This is a genomic window from Pseudomonas sp. 313 (assembly GCF_000316965.1).
GTDB classification, from domain to species: Bacteria; Pseudomonadota; Gammaproteobacteria; order Pseudomonadales; family Pseudomonadaceae; genus Chryseomonas; species Chryseomonas benzopyrenica.
This window is the reverse complement of record NZ_ANBZ01000079.1, coordinates 63,946-80,735: the sequence shown is the minus strand read 5'-3', so window position 1 is coordinate 80,735 and position 16,790 is coordinate 63,946. Positions and strand designations below refer to the sequence as shown.

General features: G+C 66.0%; 15 protein-coding genes and 1 pseudogene. 11 read left to right on the top strand and 5 right to left on the bottom strand.

Going from position 1 to position 16,790, the window contains the following annotated elements; genetic code table 11:
• Window positions 1–94: 94 nt before the first annotated feature.
• The 6 genes and pseudogenes from C722_RS0118510 to C722_RS0118490 all read left to right on the top strand — a co-directional run bounded on the left by C722_RS0118510 (window position 95) and on the right by C722_RS0118490 (window position 5,717).
• The gene (locus C722_RS0118510) at window positions 95–376 is read left to right on the top strand and encodes a peptidylprolyl isomerase (RefSeq protein ID WP_007160531.1); all 282 of its coding nucleotides are present in this window, start codon (window positions 95–97) and stop codon (window positions 374–376) included.
• 93 nt (window positions 377–469) lie between these two features.
• Window positions 470–892, top strand: a complete 423-nt coding sequence (locus C722_RS0118505; protein WP_017641942.1) for a GFA family protein — start codon at window positions 470–472, stop codon at window positions 890–892.
• Between the two features lie 243 nt (window positions 893–1,135).
• Window positions 1,136–2,245 (top strand): annotated as a pseudogene (locus C722_RS27160) (FIST signal transduction protein); the annotation flags it as partial.
• A 3-nt stretch (window positions 2,246–2,248) separates the two neighbouring features.
• Window positions 2,249–3,169, top strand: a complete 921-nt coding sequence (locus tag C722_RS27155) for a methyl-accepting chemotaxis protein (protein WP_371099825.1) — start codon at window positions 2,249–2,251, stop codon at window positions 3,167–3,169.
• A 596-nt stretch (window positions 3,170–3,765) separates the two neighbouring features.
• A complete protein-coding gene (locus C722_RS0118495; RefSeq protein WP_017641940.1) occupies window positions 3,766–5,361 on the top strand; it encodes an isocitrate lyase in 1,596 nt (531 codons plus the stop codon).
• A 26-nt stretch (window positions 5,362–5,387) separates the two neighbouring features.
• Complete coding sequence (locus C722_RS0118490; RefSeq protein WP_017641939.1) at window positions 5,388–5,717, top strand: hypothetical protein; 330 nt, start codon at window positions 5,388–5,390, stop codon at window positions 5,715–5,717.
• 114 nt (window positions 5,718–5,831) lie between these two features.
• Here C722_RS0118490 and prpD read toward each other — a convergent pair whose 3' ends face one another.
• From prpD to C722_RS0118470, 4 genes are all read right to left on the bottom strand, one after another.
• On the bottom strand, window positions 5,832–7,316 hold the full coding sequence (gene prpD / locus C722_RS0118485; RefSeq protein WP_017641938.1) for a 2-methylcitrate dehydratase: 1,485 nt from the start codon (window positions 7,314–7,316) through the stop codon (window positions 5,832–5,834).
• Between the two features lie 95 nt (window positions 7,317–7,411).
• The gene (gene prpC, locus C722_RS0118480) at window positions 7,412–8,539 is read right to left on the bottom strand and encodes a 2-methylcitrate synthase (protein WP_017641937.1); all 1,128 of its coding nucleotides are present in this window, start codon (window positions 8,537–8,539) and stop codon (window positions 7,412–7,414) included.
• 54 nt (window positions 8,540–8,593) lie between these two features.
• The gene (gene prpB, locus C722_RS0118475) at window positions 8,594–9,481 is read right to left on the bottom strand and encodes a methylisocitrate lyase (protein ID WP_017641936.1); all 888 of its coding nucleotides are present in this window, start codon (window positions 9,479–9,481) and stop codon (window positions 8,594–8,596) included.
• 4 nt (window positions 9,482–9,485) lie between these two features.
• On the bottom strand, window positions 9,486–10,187 hold the full coding sequence (locus tag C722_RS0118470; protein ID WP_017641935.1) for a GntR family transcriptional regulator: 702 nt from the start codon (window positions 10,185–10,187) through the stop codon (window positions 9,486–9,488).
• Window positions 10,188–10,341: 154 nt separating this feature from the next.
• Here C722_RS0118470 and pabB point away from each other — a divergent pair, with 154 nt between their 5' ends.
• Genes pabB through C722_RS0118455 form a run of 3 tightly spaced genes read left to right on the top strand, consistent with a single transcriptional unit; the run spans window position 10,342 to window position 13,694 of the window.
• On the top strand, window positions 10,342–11,685 hold the full coding sequence (pabB, locus tag C722_RS0118465; RefSeq protein ID WP_017641934.1) for an aminodeoxychorismate synthase component I: 1,344 nt from the start codon (window positions 10,342–10,344) through the stop codon (window positions 11,683–11,685).
• A 48-nt stretch (window positions 11,686–11,733) separates the two neighbouring features.
• Window positions 11,734–12,354: a phosphoadenosine phosphosulfate reductase family protein gene (locus C722_RS0118460; RefSeq protein WP_017641933.1), complete on the top strand. Its 621-nt coding sequence runs from the start codon at window positions 11,734–11,736 to the stop codon at window positions 12,352–12,354.
• 59 nt (window positions 12,355–12,413) lie between these two features.
• Window positions 12,414–13,694, top strand: coding sequence for an MFS transporter (locus C722_RS0118455; protein WP_017641932.1), 1,281 nt, complete (start codon window positions 12,414–12,416; stop codon window positions 13,692–13,694).
• Here the strand turns inward: C722_RS0118455 and C722_RS0118450 are convergent.
• Complete coding sequence (locus tag C722_RS0118450) at window positions 13,667–14,977, bottom strand: MFS transporter (protein ID WP_017641931.1); 1,311 nt, start codon at window positions 14,975–14,977, stop codon at window positions 13,667–13,669. The two genes, C722_RS0118455 and C722_RS0118450, sit on opposite strands and share 28 nt — an antisense overlap.
• Before the next feature lie 268 nt (window positions 14,978–15,245).
• Between C722_RS0118450 and C722_RS0118445 the strand changes: the two genes are divergently transcribed.
• Together C722_RS0118445 and C722_RS0118440 are read left to right on the top strand one after the other, a co-directional pair.
• The gene (locus C722_RS0118445; protein WP_017641930.1) at window positions 15,246–15,998 is read left to right on the top strand and encodes a FadR/GntR family transcriptional regulator; all 753 of its coding nucleotides are present in this window, start codon (window positions 15,246–15,248) and stop codon (window positions 15,996–15,998) included.
• A 29-nt stretch (window positions 15,999–16,027) separates the two neighbouring features.
• Window positions 16,028–16,714, top strand: a complete 687-nt coding sequence (locus C722_RS0118440; protein WP_017641929.1) for a FadR/GntR family transcriptional regulator — start codon at window positions 16,028–16,030, stop codon at window positions 16,712–16,714.
• Window positions 16,715–16,790: the final 76 nt, after the last annotated feature.

Here is a 16,790-nt window from a genome sequence, read left to right as displayed (position 1 = left end):
AGCCAGACCGGTGGCCAGCCGAGGAACGGATGGCAGTTTGCTTGCAAGGGTGATTGGAGTAGGCTCGCCGGCTCATTCAACAGGAGTCTCTCCCATGGCCAAAGCCTCTGCCCGCCACATCCTGGTTTCCAGCGAAGCCAAGTGCAACGAACTCAAAGCCGCCATCGAAGGGGGCGCCGATTTCGCCCAGGTGGCCAAGGACAACTCCAGCTGCCCCTCCAGCCGCCAGGGCGGTGACCTGGGCACCTTCCGCCCGGGCCAGATGGTCAAGGAATTCGACACCGTGGTGTTCAGCGCGCCGCTGCATCAGGTCCAGGGTCCGGTAAAGACCCAGTTCGGCTATCACCTGGTGGAAGTCACCAGCCGCGAAGATTGATCGCGCCAGTGCTCCCGCTCGCAGCGGGGGCACCTCCCTTCCCTGCGCCCAACCGGCTATCCTGCAGACCTCCTGTCTCACGAGGATAGTGCCATGTCCCTTCCCCTCGAACGTCACGGTCAGTGCCTGTGCGGCGCCGTCCAGCTGGATTGTCGCCTCGACAGCCTTGCCGTCTCGGCCTGTCATTGCCGGACCTGTCGCCGCTGGAGCGGTGGCCCGCTGCTGGCAGTGGACTGTGCTCAGCCACCGGTGATCGGCGGTGGCGATGCCCTGGCCGTCCATGCCTCGTCCGACTGGGCCGAGCGCGGCTTCTGTCGCCACTGCGGCACCCACCTGTTCTACCGCCTCAAGTCCGAGCCGCATTACGCCATTCCGGTGGGCCTGCTCGAAGGCAGCGACTGGTTGCTGGACAGCGAGATCTTCATCGAGGAAAAGCCGGCCTGGTACTGCTTCGCCAACCAGACCCGCCAGCTGACCGGCGCCGAGGCCTTCGCCGAGCACGGCGAACAGGACTAGTCGCCCGCAGTCGCCTTCCGGCGCCAGCCATGACCACCGGTCGCCTCGCTGCGGGCGACCTCGGAGTCCTGCGCACGCTCGTTATCACGCCAAGGCTCATGCCAGAGCCCCGGCCTCTGCCGCCCCCCTGATCCGTTGCGCCCGGTCGCCTGCGGCCTGGGCGCACACCCTATCAAGCCGCCGGCAAACGTGCCGATGCCTGGGTGAGCTCCCTTCCCAGCCTGCCAGACAAGAGGAACAATCATGGGGTTTCTGCAACGCTTCGGCGCGCGTGCCCGCCAGGGCGGTAGCGGCGTGTTCAGCCTGACCTGCTCCGCTCGCGAACTCGGCGACCGCCTCGGCGGCGTCGCCCTCAAGCCCACCTATATCGCCGGCTTCGTTTCGCCACACCTGGACCTGGACGCCATCGCCCGGCAGCTGGCGGGGCGCTTTCCCGGCGCATCCATCAGCCTGTGCACCACCTCCGGCGAACTCTGCGGCACCGAGCAGCGCCTGTATTGCGCCGCCGACGGCGCCTGGGACCGGCTGGTGCTGCAATTCTTCGACGCCTCGGTCATCGCCTCGGCCGAGGTGGTGCACGTTCCGCTGGACAGCGAGGACATCCGCCGTGGCGGACCGCGGCGCAGCATGAAGGAGCGCCTCGCCCGCCTGACCGAGTCGCTCAAGCGCCTGCAGGTGCGCACGCCCATCGATCACCGCGATACCCTGGCCTTCGTGCTGTTCGACGGCCTGTCCGCCTCGGAATCCTTTTTCATGGAGGCGCTGTACGAGTCCGGCCGCTTCCCCTGCCTGTTCGTCGGCGGTTCCGCCGGCGGCAAGGGCGACTTCCGCCAGACGCTGCTGCACGATGGCCGCAAGGCCTATGAAAACCATGCCCAGCTGGTCTTCCTGAAGATGGCCCGGAACACCCGCTTCGGGGTGTTCAAGAGCCAGAATTTCAGCGCCACGCCGCTCAGCCTCAGTGTCCTCACCGCCTCCCTGGAAGAGCGCTACATCAGCCAGGTGGTCGACAGCCGCGGCCAGATCAAGAGCATGGTGGCGGCCCTCTGCGAGGCCCTGAGCTGCCGGGCCGAGCAGCTGGAGCAGCGCCTGGCGGACTATTCCTTCGCCATCCGCGTGGGCGAGGAGCTGTTCGTCCGTTCCATCGCCCGCATCGACTACGAGCGCGAGCGCATCCACCTGTTCTGCGACGTGGCGCCCGGTGAAGAGCTGGTGATGGTCAAGCGCACCTCCCTGGTGGACGCCACCCGCGAGGACTTCGCCCGCTTCCTGCAGGGCAAGAGCGGCACCCCGCTGGTGGGCGTGCTCAACGACTGCATCCTGCGCCGCGCCAACAACGGCGCCGAGTTGCCGCGCATGGGCGAGGTATTCGGCCAGACGCCGGTGGTGGGCTTTTCCACCTTTGGCGAGATCCTTGGCCTGAATCTCAACCAGACGCTCACCGCGGTGTTCTTTTTCCGTACCCCGGAGGGCGCGCCCTTCCGCGACGACTATGTCGACAACTTCGCCGCCCACTACGGCGAGTTCAAGGCCTTCTTCCTGCGCCGACAGATCAAGAAGCTGGCGGGCCTGAGCCAGGTGGTGGTCAACCAGATCGACGAATTCAAGCGGCAGAACTTCACCGGCATCGTGGATGCCCAGGGCCTCGACGACTCCATCCAGGCGGTGTTCGGCGGCCTTGCCGATCTGGGCCAGGTCCTGCGCCAGGCCCACCAGAGTCGCCAGGAGATCGGTGAGCAGCTGCGGCACTACTCCGGCGAACTGCACAGCAGCATGGACGATCTGGCCGGCAACATCCTGCAGCAGGGTGAAGTCACCCGCCAGGCCGACGGCACCGTGCAGAACCTCACCGACCAGGCCGAGGAGGTGGTGCGCAGCGCCAACGAGCTGAGCCAGTCGAGCCTGCGCATCCAGTCCATCGTCCAGGTGATCCAGCAGATCGCCGGCCAGACCAACCTGCTGGCGCTCAACGCGGCCATCGAGGCGGCGCGCGCCGGCGAAAGCGGTCGGGGCTTCGCGGTGGTGGCCGACGAGGTACGCAACCTCGCGGCCATCACCCACAAGAACGCCGCCGAGATCGGGGCCGACATCGACCAGCTGTCCCGCGCCATCAGCGAGGTCGGCGCCCATATCGCCGGCCAGGCCAAGGACGTGGGCTCGCTGCAGGAGCTGCTCGCCGCCCTGCGCGAGTCCGGTCGGCTCACCGCCCAGACCTCCCACCGCACCAAGGACATCGCCGACACCCTGACCGGCCTCACCGCCGCCACGGCACCTTGAGCCCAAGGGACTTACCGTTCGTCGGTACTGACCGGTGAGTCCCGCCGCCTTTGCCTGCCTCTGGCTCTCGCCAGAGGCAGATACCGGAACCCCCCGGATCACCTTCCGAGTGACCGCAAGGTCACGGCCAGTGCCATGGCTTGCGGCCCTGTTTTGCTCAATCCGGCGACCAATGGGTCAGCAATAGACGCCCCAAACCCGCTCCTGGCCGCCTCTACGACTTTTGTAGTGCTTATACGAAAGCACTACAAAACACGGTTGACGACGTGCTCATCTCCTGCAAATCTCTAGTTGCACCGGACGCGAACCCCCTATCCATGCGGGTCGCGCCTGGGCTCAGGGTGACCCTCGGGCCGTCTTGCGTAGTGATGCTCAAGAGGCACTACAAGAGAAGACGACTGAAATGCCGCGCTGCTCGAGGCAGCGTCGCCAGAGGTGACGTCCGGATCCATGCAGGTACGTACGGCGACATGACTCGACAGCTGGGCTGACCTTTCGCCTTCGCGACCGGCATCCGGGGTGGCAACCGCCACCCCGCTGCCGGACGTTGGGAAAAGACTGGTACCCAAGCCAACCTCATCGAGAAGGATCGACTCATGTCCGCTTACGAGAACGACGTTCAGGCCATCGCCGCCCTCAAGACCACTGCCGGCAATCACTGGAGCGCCATCAACCCGGAATACGCCGCGCGGATGCGTCTGCAGAATCGCTTCAAGACCGGTCTCGACATCGCCCGCCACTGCGCGGCCATCCTGCGCCGGGACATGGGCGCCTACGACGCCGACAGCAGCGCCTACACCCAGTCGCTGGGGTGCTGGCACGGCTTCATCGGGCAGCAGAAGCTGATCGCCATCAAGAAGCACCTGGGCAGCACCCAGGGTCGTTACCTCTACCTCTCCGGCTGGATGATCGCCGCGCTGCGCTCGGAATTCGGCCCGTTGCCCGATCAGTCCATGCACGAGAAAACCAGCGTGCCGGCGCTGATCGAAGAGCTCTACACCTTCCTGCGTCAGGCCGACGCCCGCGAGCTGGCCATGCTGTTCCGCGAGCTGGATGCCGCCCGCGCCGCCGACGAGAACGCCAAGGCCGCCGCCATCCAGGCCAAGATCGACAACTACGAGACCCACGTGGTGCCGATCATCGCCGACATCGACGCCGGTTTCGGCAATGCCGAGGCCACCTACCTGCTGGCCAAGAAGATGATCGAAGCCGGAGCCTGCTGCATCCAGCTGGAAAACCAGGTTTCCGACGAGAAACAGTGCGGCCACCAGGACGGCAAGGTCACGGTGCCCCACGAGGACTTCCTGGCCAAGATCAACGCGGTGCGCTACGCCTTCCTCGAACTAGGCGTGGACGAGGGCGTCATCGTCGCCCGCACCGACTCCCTGGGCGCCGGCCTGACCAAGCAGATCGCCGTGAGCAAGCAGCCGGGCGACCTGGGCGACCAGTACAACAGCTTCCTCGACTGCGACGAGGTGGACGCCAGCCAACTGGGCAACGGCGACGTCCTCATCAGCCGCGACGGCAAGCTGCTCAAGCCCAAGCGCCTGGCCAGCGGCCTGTTCCAGTTCCGTGCCGGCAGCGGCGTGGACCGGGTGGTGCTGGACTGCATCACCTCGCTGCAGAACGGCGCCGACCTCCTGTGGATCGAGACCGAGAAGCCCCATGTCGGCCAGATCAAGGCCATGGTCGACCGCATCCGCGAGGTCGTGCCCAACGCCAAGCTGGTCTACAACAACAGCCCGTCGTTCAACTGGACGCTGAGCTTCCGCCAGCAGGTGTTCGACGCCCTGCAGGCCGAGGGCAAGGACGTGTCCGCCTACGACCGCGCCAAGCTGATGAGCGTGGACTACGACGACACCGAACTGGGGCGCCTGGCCGATGCCCGCATCCAGAGCTTCCAGCGCGACGCCGCGCGGGAAGCGGGCATCTTCCACCACCTGATCACCCTGCCCACCTACCACACCGCGGCCCTGTCCACCGACAACCTGGCCAAGGGCTACTTCGCCGAAGAAGGCATGCTGGCCTACGTCAAGGGCGTGCAGCGCCAGGAGATCCGCCAGGGCATCGCCTGCGTCAAGCACCAGAACATGGCCGGCTCGGACATGGGCGACGACCACAAGGAATACTTTGCCGGCGAGGCCGCGCTCAAGGCGGCGGGCAAGGACAACACCATGAACCAGTTCCATTGATCACGGCCACTGCGGAGGACACGCTCATGAACCTGAACGACAACCCCAGCCTGGACGACCTCAAGCAACTCTTCGGCCGGCTCAAGGACAAGAACCACACCCATATCCTCTGGGTCTGCGAGAGCGGCGCGGTGCACGTCGACCGCCTGCCCGGCGGCGAGACGCCCGAGCAGTTCGAGGAGCGCCATCCCAGCCTGCGCATCCGCTTCAAGACCTATAACAAGGGCAGCGGCTACGTCGGCAAGTCGGCCGCGGCGGACGACAACTTCATCAGAAGCGTCCACACCGCCCTACAGGAGCACTGGCGCCTGGCCGGTCGGCAGCAACAGCCGGCCTATGTGGATCGCTACTGCTAGCCATGAAAAAGGGCGCGCCGGGTGATTGACCACCCGCCGCGCCCTGCCCCACCTCCGAGGCGACTCGTCCGCTCCTGCATGGCCTTGCAGGCTCGGGCGAGTCGCCTCTTCTGCTTACAGGACGAACAGATCCACGAAGCGATGCACCGGAGTGGCTTCCAGTCCCGCCTGATCCTTGCACAGCTCGAAGATCTGGGCGCAGCGACCGGCCGGGAAGCGCGTCGCCAGGTTGTTCTGGAACTTGCGCTCCAGCAGCGGAATGCCCTCTTCACGGCGACGGCGATGACCTACCGGGTACTCGATGGCGATCTTCTCGGTACTGCTGCCATCGGTGAAGAACACCTGGAGGGCGTTGGCGATGGAACGCTTGTCGGCTTCCAGGTATTCGCGGCTGTAGCGCTCGTCCTCGACGATCTCCATCTTCTCGCGCAACTGGTCGATGCGCGGATGGGCCTGGTGGAAGGCATCCTCGTAGTGTTCGGCGACCAGATCGCCAAATAGCAGCGGCACGGCGATCATGTACTGCAGGCAGTGGTCACGGTCGGCGGCGTTGGCCATGGGGCCCTGCTTGGAGATGATGCGGATGGCCGATTCGTGGGTGGTCACCACGATCTTCTCGATCTGGTCCACCCGGTCGCAGACCTGGGGATGCAGGATCACCGCGGCCTCGGCGGCGGTCTGGGCGTGGAATTCCGCCGGGAAGCTGATCTTGAACAGCACGTGCTCCATCACGTAGCTGCCGAAGCCCTGGGGGAAGCGGAACTGGCGCTGGTCGACGGGCTTGGTGGCCAAGTCCTTGTTGGTGTGGCTGAACAGCACGTCGTAGAAGCCCCACTGGGGCGCGCTGAGTACGCCAGGGATGCCCATCTCGCCACGCAGGGCGATGTCGGCCAGGCGCACGCCGCGGCTGGAGGCGTCGCCGGCGGCCCAGGACTTGCGGCTGCCGGCATTGGGTGCATGGCGATAGGTGCGCAGCGCCTGGCCATCGACGAAGGCATGGGACAGGGCTGACAGCAGTTGCTCGCGGTTGGCGCCCATCAGCTTGGCGCTGACCGCGGTGGACGCCAGCTTGACCAGGAAGACGTGGTCCAGGCCGACGCGGTTGAAAGAGTTCTCCAGGGCGAACACCCCCTGGATCTCGTGGGCCATGATCATGGCCTCCAGCACCTGGCGCATGGTCAGGGGTGCTTCGCCCTGGGCCACGCGGCGCTGGGAGAGGTGGTCGGCCACCGCCAGGATGGCGCCGAGGTTATCGGAAGGGTGGCCCCATTCGGCCGCCAGCCAGGTGTCATTGTAGTCCAGCCAGCGAATGATGCAGCCGATGTCCCAGGCCGCCTTGACCGGATCCAGGCGATAGCTGGTGCCGGGCACCCGCGCGCCCTGGGGTACCACGGTGCCTTCCACCTGGGGGCCGAGCAGCTTGGTGCACTCGGGGAAGCGCAGGGACAGCAGGCCGCAGCCGAGGGTGTCCATCAGGCAGTTGCGAGCGGTGTCCAGGGCTTCCCGGGATTCCACCTGGTAGTTCAGCACGTAGTCGGCCAGGTCCTGGATGACCTGGTCGTAGTCGGGCCGGTTGTTGAGATCGACGTTGGCGCTCATGGGTTTTGGTTCCTTATCGCGGCCTTGGGCCGCTCCTACAAGTTTGGTCATGGATCGCTCCCGTAGGAGCGGCCCATGGCCGCGATCAGAGATGTTCAGCGATTGGCGATGGGCGTGAAGGCCCGCTGCTCGACACCGATGTAGTCCGCGCTGGGGCGGATGATGCGGTTGTCGGCCCGCTGCTCGAAGACATGGGCACACCAGCCGGCCGTGCGCGAGCAGACGAAGATCGGGGTGAACAGCGGCGTCGGGATGCCGAGGAAGTGATAGGCCGAGGCGTGATAGAAGTCGGCGTTGGGAAACAACCCCTTCTCTTCCTTCATGGTGCGGTCGATGGCTTCCGAGACCGGGAACAGCACCCTGTCGCCCACCTCCGCCGCCAGCTGCCGGGCATAGTCCTTGATCACCTCGTTGCGCGGATCGCTGTCGCGGTAGATGGCGTGGCCGAAGCCCATCACCTTTTCCTTGCGTTCGAGCATCTGCTTGAGACCGGTGACCGCCTCCTCGGGCGAGGCGAAGCGCTCGATCAGGGCCATGGCCGCCTCGTTGGCCCCACCGTGCAGCGGCCCGCGCAGGGAGCCGATGGCGCCGGTGACGCAGGAATAGAGGTCGGACAGCGTCGAGGCGCAGACCCGGGCGGTAAAGGTGGAAGCGTTGAATTCGTGCTCGGCATAGAGAATCAACGAGACGTTCATTACCCGGGCATGCAGGTCGCTGGGTGCCTTGCCATGCAACAGGGTGAGGAAGTGGCTGGCGATGTCCGGGGCGTCACTGCTGCAGTCGATACGGGTGCCGCTCTGGCTGAAGTGATGCCAGTAGAGCAGGATCGCCGGGAAGGCGCCGAGCAGGCGGTCGGCGACCTGTTGCTGGTCGGCGAAGCTGTGCTCCGGCTCCAGGGTGCCCAGCAAGGATGCGCCGGTGCGCATCACGTCCATGGGGTGGGCACTGGCGGGAATGCGCTCCAAGCCTTCCTTGAGTGGCTGCGGCAGGTCGCGCAGAGCAGCCAGGCGCTGGCGATAGGCGTCCAGTTGCGCCTGGGTGGGCAGCTCGCCATAGAGCAACAGGTGGGCCACCTCCTCGAAGTCGGCCCCGGCGGCCAGTTCGCGGATGTCGTAGCCCCGGTAGGTGAGCCCGGCGCCGGTCTTGCCGACGGTGCATAGCGCGGTGCGGCCGGCGACCTGGCCACGCAGGCCGGCGCCGCCGAGGGTTTTGCTGTCTGCCATCGTCTCGCTCCTCTTGGAGTTGTTGTGCGAAAAGCGGGCGTTCAGGGTGGAGCGTCAGGATTTGCCTTGCTGGAACAGGCGATCCAACTGGTCCTCATATCGGTGATAGTCGATGCGGTCGTAGAGTTCGGCGCGGGTCTGCATGGTGTCGACCACCGCCTGCTGGCTGCCGTCGCGGCGGATCGCGGTGTAGACGTTTTCGGCAGCGCGATTGGCGGCCCGGAACGCCGACAGTGGATAGAGCACCAGGCCGACGTCAGCGCTGGCCAGCTCCTCGGTGGTGAACAGCGGCGTGGCGCCGAACTCGGTGATGTTGGCGAGGATCGGCACCCCTACCGCCTGGGCGAACTGGCGGTACATGGGCAGTTCGGTGATGGCCTCGGGAAAGATCATGTCGGCGCCGGCCTCGACGCAGGCGTAGGCGCGATCGATGGCCGCTTGCAGGCCTTCCACGGCCAGGGCATCGGTGCGTGCCATGATGACGAAGTCCGGGTCGGTGCGGGCATCCACCGCGGCCTTGATGCGATCGACCATCTCCTGCTGGCTGACGATTTCCTTGCCGGGTCGATGACCGCAGCGCTTGGCGCCCACCTGATCCTCGATATGCATGGCCGCCGCGCCCGCCTTGATCAAGGCGCGGGTGGTGCGGGCGACGTTGAAGGCCGAGGCACCAAAGCCGGTATCGACGTCCACCAGCAGCGGCAGGTCGCAGACATCGGTGATGCGACGCACGTCGATCAGCACATCTTCCAGGCCGCTGATGCCCAGGTCCGGCAACCCCAGGGAGCCGGCCGCGACCCCGCCGCCGGAGAGGTAGACGGCCTGGAAGCCGGCGCGCTTGGCCAGCAGCGCATGATTGGCGTTGAGGGTGCCGACCACCTGCAGCGGGCGTTCGGCGGCGACGGCGGCGCGGAATTTCTGGCCGGGACTGACGGCAGGCATGGCGTTACCTCGACTGATCGGTGACTAGGGGATGGTGCTGCAGGTTGCGCTTGGAGGCGGCGATGTGGCGGCGCATCAGCAGTTCGGCCAGTTCGCCATCGCCTTCGGCCAGGGCATCGAGGATGCGATGGTGCTCGGCGAAGGCCTGGCGCGGCCGATTGGGGGTGGCGGAGACCTTGAGCCGGTACATGCGCACCAGGTGATAGAGCTCGCCGCAGAGCAGCCGCACCAGCATGCCGTTGCCGCTGGCCTGGATGATGCGGTAGTGGAAGTCGTGGTCGCCTTCCTGCAGGTAGTAACCGGTGCCGGCCTGGAACGCCGGATCGCGCTCGTGGGTATCCAGCAGCTGGCGCAGTTCGTCGATGCCCTGGGGCGTGAGGCGTTCGGCCGCCAGGCGGCAGGCCATGCCTTCGAGGGATTCGCGGATCTCGTAGAGCTCGACCAGCTCAGCCAGACTCAGGGCGGCGACCCGCGCGCCGGCATGGGGCACCCGCACCACCAGGCGCTGGCCTTCCAGCCGGTGGATGGCCTCGCGCAGCGGCCCGCGGCTGATGCCGTAGGTGCGCGCCAACTCGGGCTCGGAAATCTTGCTGCCCGGCGCCACGTCGCCACGGACGATGGCCTCACGGATCCGGCGGAAGACCTGCTCGGAGAGGGTCCCACTGTCGGTCTCGGGCGCTTCGACCTGGAAGGGGCTATCGATCATTGTCGACACCTTTTGTGTTTATGGGTCAGATAACTACGCCTGAACGCCTTTCCCGTCAATCTTTGTCGACAATCCAGCTGTGACAGCCTGTATCTCGCTCTCGCCCCAGGCGGTTCGCTACACTAGCGCGCCGCCCACCCCAGCCGACCTCGCCATGCCCCTCTGCCAGTTGCATCCCCTGCCCTACCACGCCGATCCCACGGTGCGGTTCGCCCTGTTGCAGGGCGAGCCCGGCGCGGTGCTGCTGGACTCCGGGCGGCCGGTAGCCGAGCGCGGTCGCTACGACCTGATGGCGGCCTGGCCGCGCGAAGTGCTGCAACCCGACTTCGGCGAGTCGGGGCGAGCCTTTTTCGCCCGGACACGCACCGCCCTGGCCAGCCTGGGCCAAGCGGACCTGCCGGAGGGCGTGGACCTGCCCTTCGCCGGTGGCCTGCTGGGTTATCTCGGCTATGACTTCGGTCGCCGCCTGGAGCGCCTACCGGACGGCGCCCGCGCTGACCTGCAGCTGCCCGATGCCCGCCTGGGCCTCTATGCCTGGGCGCTGATCAGCGATCATCAGGCGCGGACCAGCCAACTGGTCTTCCATCCCAGGCTGGACGAGACGGAAAGGCAACGCCTGATCGCGCTGTTCGCTGCCGATGCACGCCCCGAGGCCGACGCCTTCCGCCTGACCGCGCCCTTCGCCGCCGACATCGACCGCGCCACCTATCGCCAGCGCATCGAGGCCATCCAGGCCTATATCGCCGCCGGCGACTGCTACCAGGTCAACTTCGCCCAGCGCTTTCGCGCGCCCTTCCAGGGTTCGCCCTGGATCGCCTACCAGGCCCTGCGCGCGGCTTGCCCGACGCCCTTCTCCGGCTATCTGGCACTGGACCGCGGCGCCCTGCTCAGCCATTCGCCGGAGCGTTTCCTGCGGGTGAGCCGCGGCCAGGTGGAAACCCGCCCGATCAAGGGCACCCGGCCGCGCCAGGCAGATGCTGAGGCTGACGCCGCCGAAGCCCGCGCCCTGCTGGCCAGCCCCAAGGATCGCGCCGAGAACCTGATGATCGTCGACCTGCTGCGCAACGACCTCGGCCGCAGCTGTCGGACCGGCTCGGTACGGGTGCCCGAGCTGTTCGCCCTGGAGAGTTATCCCAACGTCCACCACCTGGTCAGCGCCGTCACCGGTGAACTGGCCCCTGGGCTGGACGCCCTGGACCTGCTGGCCGGCAGTTTCCCTGGTGGCTCCATCACCGGGGCACCGAAGATCCGCGCCATGCAGATCATCGACGAGCTGGAAGAGACCCGCCGTGGCCCCTACTGCGGCTCGCTGCTCTATCTGGACGTACGCGGCGAGAGCGACAGCTCCATCCTGATCCGCAGCCTGCTGGCCGAAGACGGGGTACTCAGTTGCTGGGGCGGCGGCGGCATAGTCATGGATTCCCACTGGGAAGACGAATACGCCGAATCCCTGGCCAAGGTGCGGGTGCTGCTGGAGACGCTGGAAGCCCACAGCTGATCCGGCTTTGCTACCATGGGGGCATCCTCTCGCCGGCTGGAGCCCGCCATGTCTCTCGATCTCGCCCGCATCAACGCCGACCTTGGCCGCGATCCCGAAAAGCTCGTCGCCTGGGCCCTGGGGCTGGGTAAAAGTGCCATCGTCACCACCAACTTCCGCCCCTTCGAGGCGGTGATCCTGCACCTGGTCAGCCAGGTCAAGCCGGACATCCCGGTGGTCTGGATGGACAGCGGCTACAACACCCCCGCCACCTACCGTTGCGCCGACGAGATCGTGCGCAAGCTGAACCTCAACCTGGTGACCTACCTGCCCAAGCGCTCCCGCGCCCACCGCGAGGCCATCGACGGCCCGGTGCCGGGGCTGGACGATCCGCGCCATGCCGCCTTCACCGAAGAGGTCAAGCTGGAGCCCTTCGCCCGCGCCCTGCGCGAGACGGCGCCCGAGGTCTGGTTCACCGCCCTGCGCGCCACCGACACCGCGGTGCGTGCCCAGATGGATCCGGTCAGCGTCAATCCGGACGGCCTGATCAAGGTCGCGCCGCTGCTGCACTGGACCTCCAAGGACCTCTACCAGTACCTCACCGCCCACGACCTGCCCAACGAATTCGACTACTTCGACCCCACCAAGGGTGACGAAAACCGCGAGTGCGGCCTGCACCTCGCCCACTGAGTCGATGCCTCCCGCGCGCCCCCTCCCGGGCGCGCCCTGCTCCTGCTGAAACCTCGCCCATGATCGCTTCCCGCCCTATCCACTCCCGCAAGGGCGTCTTTGCCGTGGTGCTCGGCAACGCCGTGGAGTTCTTCGACTTCGGCGTCTACGCCACCTTCGCCGTGCTGATCGGCCAGGTGTTCTTTCCTTCTGACAATCCTTTCGCCAGCCTGATGGCCAGCGTCATCACCTTTGGCGTAGGCTTCGTCGTCCGCCCGCTGGGCGCCATTCTCATCGGCGCCTGGGCCGACCGCGTCGGGCGCAAGCCGGCGATGCTGCTGACCATGGTGCTGATGGCCCTGGGCACCGGTGGCATCGCCGTGCTGCCAGGCTACGAGCAGATCGGTATCGCCGCGCCCATCCTGCTGGTGCTGACGCGCCTGTTGCAGGGCCTGGCCTGGGGTGGCGAAGCCGGCCCGGCCACCACCTACATCCTGGAAGCGGCGCCGCTGCACAAGAGAGGCACCTACGCCTGCTGGCAGGTAGTGGCCCAGGGGCTGGCCGCGGTGGCGGCCGGGCTGATCGGCTATGGCCTGACGCTCTGGCTGACGCCGGAGCAACTGCTGGCCTGGGGCTGGCGCCTGCCCTTCCTGCTGGGCCTGGCGATCCTGCCCATCGGTCTCTATATCCGGCGCGGCCTGGTGGATACCCATGTAGGGGAAACACGAGGTACCGGGGCGGTGCTCGGCGAGGTACTGGCCACGCAGCGGCGACCGCTGCTGCTGGGCCTGCTGATCCTCTCCGGCAGCACCATCACCCAGTACTTCCTCAACTACATGACCACCTTCGCCCTGGTGGAACTGAAGCTGCCGGCCGGGATCGCCATGCTCGCCACCCTGGTGATGGGCGCGGCCATGGCGGTGTGCTCGATCCTGGGCGGCGTGCTCAGTGATCGCTATGGCCGGCGCATCGTGCTGATCCTGCCGCGATTACTGCTGCTGGTGCTGCTCTATCCGGCCCTGGAACTCATCACCCAGGCGCCTGGCTCCGGCACCTTCCTGTTGACCCTGGCGGTGCTCTCCGGCCTGCACGGCATGAGCGGCGCGGCGCTGATCGTGCTGCTCGTGGAAAGCTTTCCCCAACAGGTGCGGGCCACCGGTTTCTCCCTGGTGTACGCGGTAGGCGTGGCGGCCTTCGGCGGCACGGCCCAGATCGTGGTGACCTGGCTGATCGGCGCCACGGGGGATCGCATGGCGCCGGCCGCCTATCTGCTGCTGGCCAATCTGGTCTGTCTCGGCGCCGCCTGGTTCGCCGCCGAGACCTGCCCGGGGCGTCAGCCGGCGGAGCGCTCCGCGGCATAACCCTCTTCCCGACGGTTCTTGCGCTCCAGGCGGGTATAGACGATGCCGGTCAGCAGCAGGCCGAATACCAGCACCGCGGCCAGCAGATAGAGCCCCGAAGCCAGGGTACCGGTCGCGGCCTTGAGCGCGCCGATGCCATAGGGGCCGAGATAGCCGCCGAGGTTGCCCACCGAATTGATCAGGGCGATACCGGCGGCGGCGCTGGCCCCGGCGAAGAAGCGACCCGGCAGGGTCCAGAACAGCGCGGTGAGGGAAAACAGACAGAAGGCCACCACCGACAGCGCCGCCAGCTGCAGCACCGCGGTACCGAACCAGGCACTGCCGGCCATGGCCAGGGCGCCCACGGCATAGAGCACCGCCAGGTGCCCATAGCGATCGCCCAGACGATCGGAACTGCGCGGCACGATGAGCAGGCCGAGGATGCCGAAGGCATAGGGGATGGCGGAGATGAAGCCGGTGGTGAGATCGCTGCCACCGAACTGGTGGATCAGCGTCGGCAGCCACAATCCGAGACCGTAGATGCTCAGGGTCACCGGCAGGTAATACAGCGCTAGCAGCAGTACCCGACGATCCTTGAGCGCATGCAGGGGATTGCCATGGCGGGTCTGGTCGAAAAGGTGCAGGTCCTTTTCTAGCTCCGTGGCCAGCCAACGCTTTTCCTCGGCGTCCAGCCAGGTGACCTGCTGCGGGCCGTCCGGCAGCCGGGTCAGGGTCGGCCAGGCCAGCAGCACCGCCGGGGCGCCGATGCAGAGGAACAGCCACTGCCAACCGTGCAGACCAAGGGCGCCATCCAGCTGCAACAGCATGCCCGACAGCGGTCCCGTCACCAGCATGGCGATGGGCTGGGAGAGGATGAACAGCCCCATGATCTTGCCGCGGTGGCGCACCGGGAACCACTGGGTGAGGTAGTAGAGCACCCCGGGAAAGAAGCCGGCCTCGGCGACCCCTAGCAAGAAGCGCATGACATAGAAACTGTTGGGCCCCTGCACGAAGGCCATGCCCATGGTGATGGCACCCCAGGTGATCAGGATGCGGGCGAACCACCGACGCGCACCGAAGCGTTCCAGCAGGAGGTTGCTGGGCACCTCGAAGAGGAAATAACCGATGAAGAACAGGCCGGCACCGAGGCCATAGGCAGCATCGCCGATGCCGACGTCGGCGCCCATGTGCAGCTTGGCGAAGCCCACGGCAGAGCGGTCGATGTAGGCGACCAGATAGAGCAATACGAGAAAGGGGATCAGCTTACGCGTGATCCGGCGGATGAGGACGGATTCGGGGTGCATGGCGTTCTCCGACTTGTTGTTGTTGTGCGGTTGAAGCGCAGATTGCTCAAAATTTTAACGTACTATCATTGAATCGTTAAACACCCAATTTAGGCCATTAATCGACTCTTAAGGTAATTTTGATAATACTAAAATATTGTTACGAAGTAGGAAATCTTACCTCTTGATTTCCGCTGATCCCCGTTACAGAGCCGCTTGGCCCGCGATAACATCGGTTATCGCGCTGATGGTGTTATAGTGATGGCACGACGACTTCGGATGCCTTTCGATGAATTACAAGACACCGCTGCCGCGCAAAAGCAGACACGCTCGCATCGTCCACGAACTCGGTACTCAGATCGTGTCTGGCCAGTTTTTGCCAGAACAACGCCTGCCTCCCGAGTCGCAACTGTGCGAAGACTACGAGGTGAGCCGGCCCGTCCTGCGGGAAGCCACCAGAGTGCTGGTCGCCAAGGGCTTGGTCAGATCCAAGCCCAAGGTCGGAACCGTTGTGAAGCCACGCAACGAGTGGCATCTGCTCGACCCCGACGTCCTGCATTGGCTGTTGCAGAGTGATTCCCGGCACTCCTTTTTTGAAACCCTGGTCAAGGTGCGTAACATCATCGAGCCGGAGGTCGCTGCCATGGCGGCGGCCAATGCCCAGCCCGAAGACCTGACGGCGATCGAAGAAGCCTATGAGCGCATGGAGCAGGCCGAGGATCTGACCGCCATGGCCGAGCCGGACATGGCCTTTCATCTGTCCATCGCCAATGCCACGCACAACGAGTTGCTCATTCACCTCTACAGCATCATGCTGATCCCGGTACGGGATTACCTGGAACGCTCTGCGGCGCTGTTCAAGGATGAAAGCCTCGGTCTGCTGGTACCGCGACACAAGGCCATCCTGACCGCCATTCAGCATCGCGATCCGATCTGCGCCCGCCATGCCGCCATCGCGCAGCTGGCCGGGGTCGATGACCTGGTCACCGAGACCTTCCGGACGGATCCCTTGTCTGCCAAGGAAGTTTCGTATGATCATTAAGGGCAATAACCCACTCGCGGTATGCCCTCATGTCCAGCAGCTACCACGCTTCCACCGTCGAACAGCTCGGCCAGCGTCTGGCGGCCGGGCAATTCCCACCCGGTAGCTCGCTCAAGGTAGAGGCGGACCTCTGCCAGGAACTCGGCGTCAGCCGTACCATCCTGCGCGAGGCGATCAAGACCCTGGCGGCCAAAGGCATGCTGGAAGTCGGCCCCAAGGTCGGTACCCGGGTCCTGCCGCTCAGCCGCTGGAACCTGTTCGACACCCAGGTGGTGGGCTGGCTGGCCACGGGCGGCCTGCCCGCGCATTTCGTCAAGGACCTGCTGGACCTGCGCCACGCCATCGAGCCGGCCGCAGTGCGCTGGGCCTGCGAAAGAGCCACCCCCGAGCAGGTCCAGGCGATCCAGGTCGCCTACCAACATCTGGAAGCTTCCCTCGACGGCGGCGACTACAACACCGCCGACCAGCGCTTCCACGAATGCGTCCTGGCGGCCAGTCACAATCAGTTCATCGAGCAGATGGTGCCCGCCCTGGGCGCGCTGCTGGCGGCCTCCTTCACCCTGTCGTCGGCCGATCCCGACGAATTGCGGCGTACCCTCCCCCTGCACAAGACCCTTGCCGATGGCATCGCCTCCCGCGATGCCGCGCGTGCCGTCTGGGCCTGCATGATGCTGATCGACAGCGCAGCGGTGACCCTCGCCCGCTATACCGACTGACGTCCCGGTCGGCAACCTCGGCGTCTCTCCAGGTTCCTATGCTTGGATTTTCCGTCCTGCCACAACAAGAGAGGTG

What these genes read in the sequence shown, in the direction of transcription:
- C722_RS0118510 (WP_007160531.1), top strand. Translation starts at nt 95, where the DNA reads ATGGCCAAAGCCTCTGCCCGCCACATCCTGGTTTCCAGCGAAGCCAAG.
- C722_RS0118505 (WP_017641942.1), top strand. Translation starts at nt 470, where the DNA reads ATGTCCCTTCCCCTCGAACGTCACGGTCAGTGCCTGTGCGGCGCCGTC.
- C722_RS27155 (WP_371099825.1), top strand. Translation starts at nt 2,249, where the DNA reads ATGGGCGAGGTATTCGGCCAGACGCCGGTGGTGGGCTTTTCCACCTTT.
- C722_RS0118495 (WP_017641940.1), top strand. Translation starts at nt 3,766, where the DNA reads ATGTCCGCTTACGAGAACGACGTTCAGGCCATCGCCGCCCTCAAGACC.
- C722_RS0118490 (WP_017641939.1), top strand. Translation starts at nt 5,388, where the DNA reads ATGAACCTGAACGACAACCCCAGCCTGGACGACCTCAAGCAACTCTTC.
- prpD (WP_017641938.1), bottom strand. Translation starts at nt 7,316, where the DNA reads ATGAGCGCCAACGTCGATCTCAACAACCGGCCCGACTACGACCAGGTC.
- prpC (WP_017641937.1), bottom strand. Translation starts at nt 8,539, where the DNA reads ATGGCAGACAGCAAAACCCTCGGCGGCGCCGGCCTGCGTGGCCAGGTC.
- prpB (WP_017641936.1), bottom strand. Translation starts at nt 9,481, where the DNA reads ATGCCTGCCGTCAGTCCCGGCCAGAAATTCCGCGCCGCCGTCGCCGCC.
- C722_RS0118470 (WP_017641935.1), bottom strand. Translation starts at nt 10,187, where the DNA reads ATGATCGATAGCCCCTTCCAGGTCGAAGCGCCCGAGACCGACAGTGGG.
- pabB (WP_017641934.1), top strand. Translation starts at nt 10,342, where the DNA reads ATGCCCCTCTGCCAGTTGCATCCCCTGCCCTACCACGCCGATCCCACG.
- C722_RS0118460 (WP_017641933.1), top strand. Translation starts at nt 11,734, where the DNA reads ATGTCTCTCGATCTCGCCCGCATCAACGCCGACCTTGGCCGCGATCCC.
- C722_RS0118455 (WP_017641932.1), top strand. Translation starts at nt 12,414, where the DNA reads ATGATCGCTTCCCGCCCTATCCACTCCCGCAAGGGCGTCTTTGCCGTG.
- C722_RS0118450 (WP_017641931.1), bottom strand. Translation starts at nt 14,977, where the DNA reads ATGCACCCCGAATCCGTCCTCATCCGCCGGATCACGCGTAAGCTGATC.
- C722_RS0118445 (WP_017641930.1), top strand. Translation starts at nt 15,246, where the DNA reads ATGAATTACAAGACACCGCTGCCGCGCAAAAGCAGACACGCTCGCATC.
- C722_RS0118440 (WP_017641929.1), top strand. Translation starts at nt 16,028, where the DNA reads ATGTCCAGCAGCTACCACGCTTCCACCGTCGAACAGCTCGGCCAGCGT.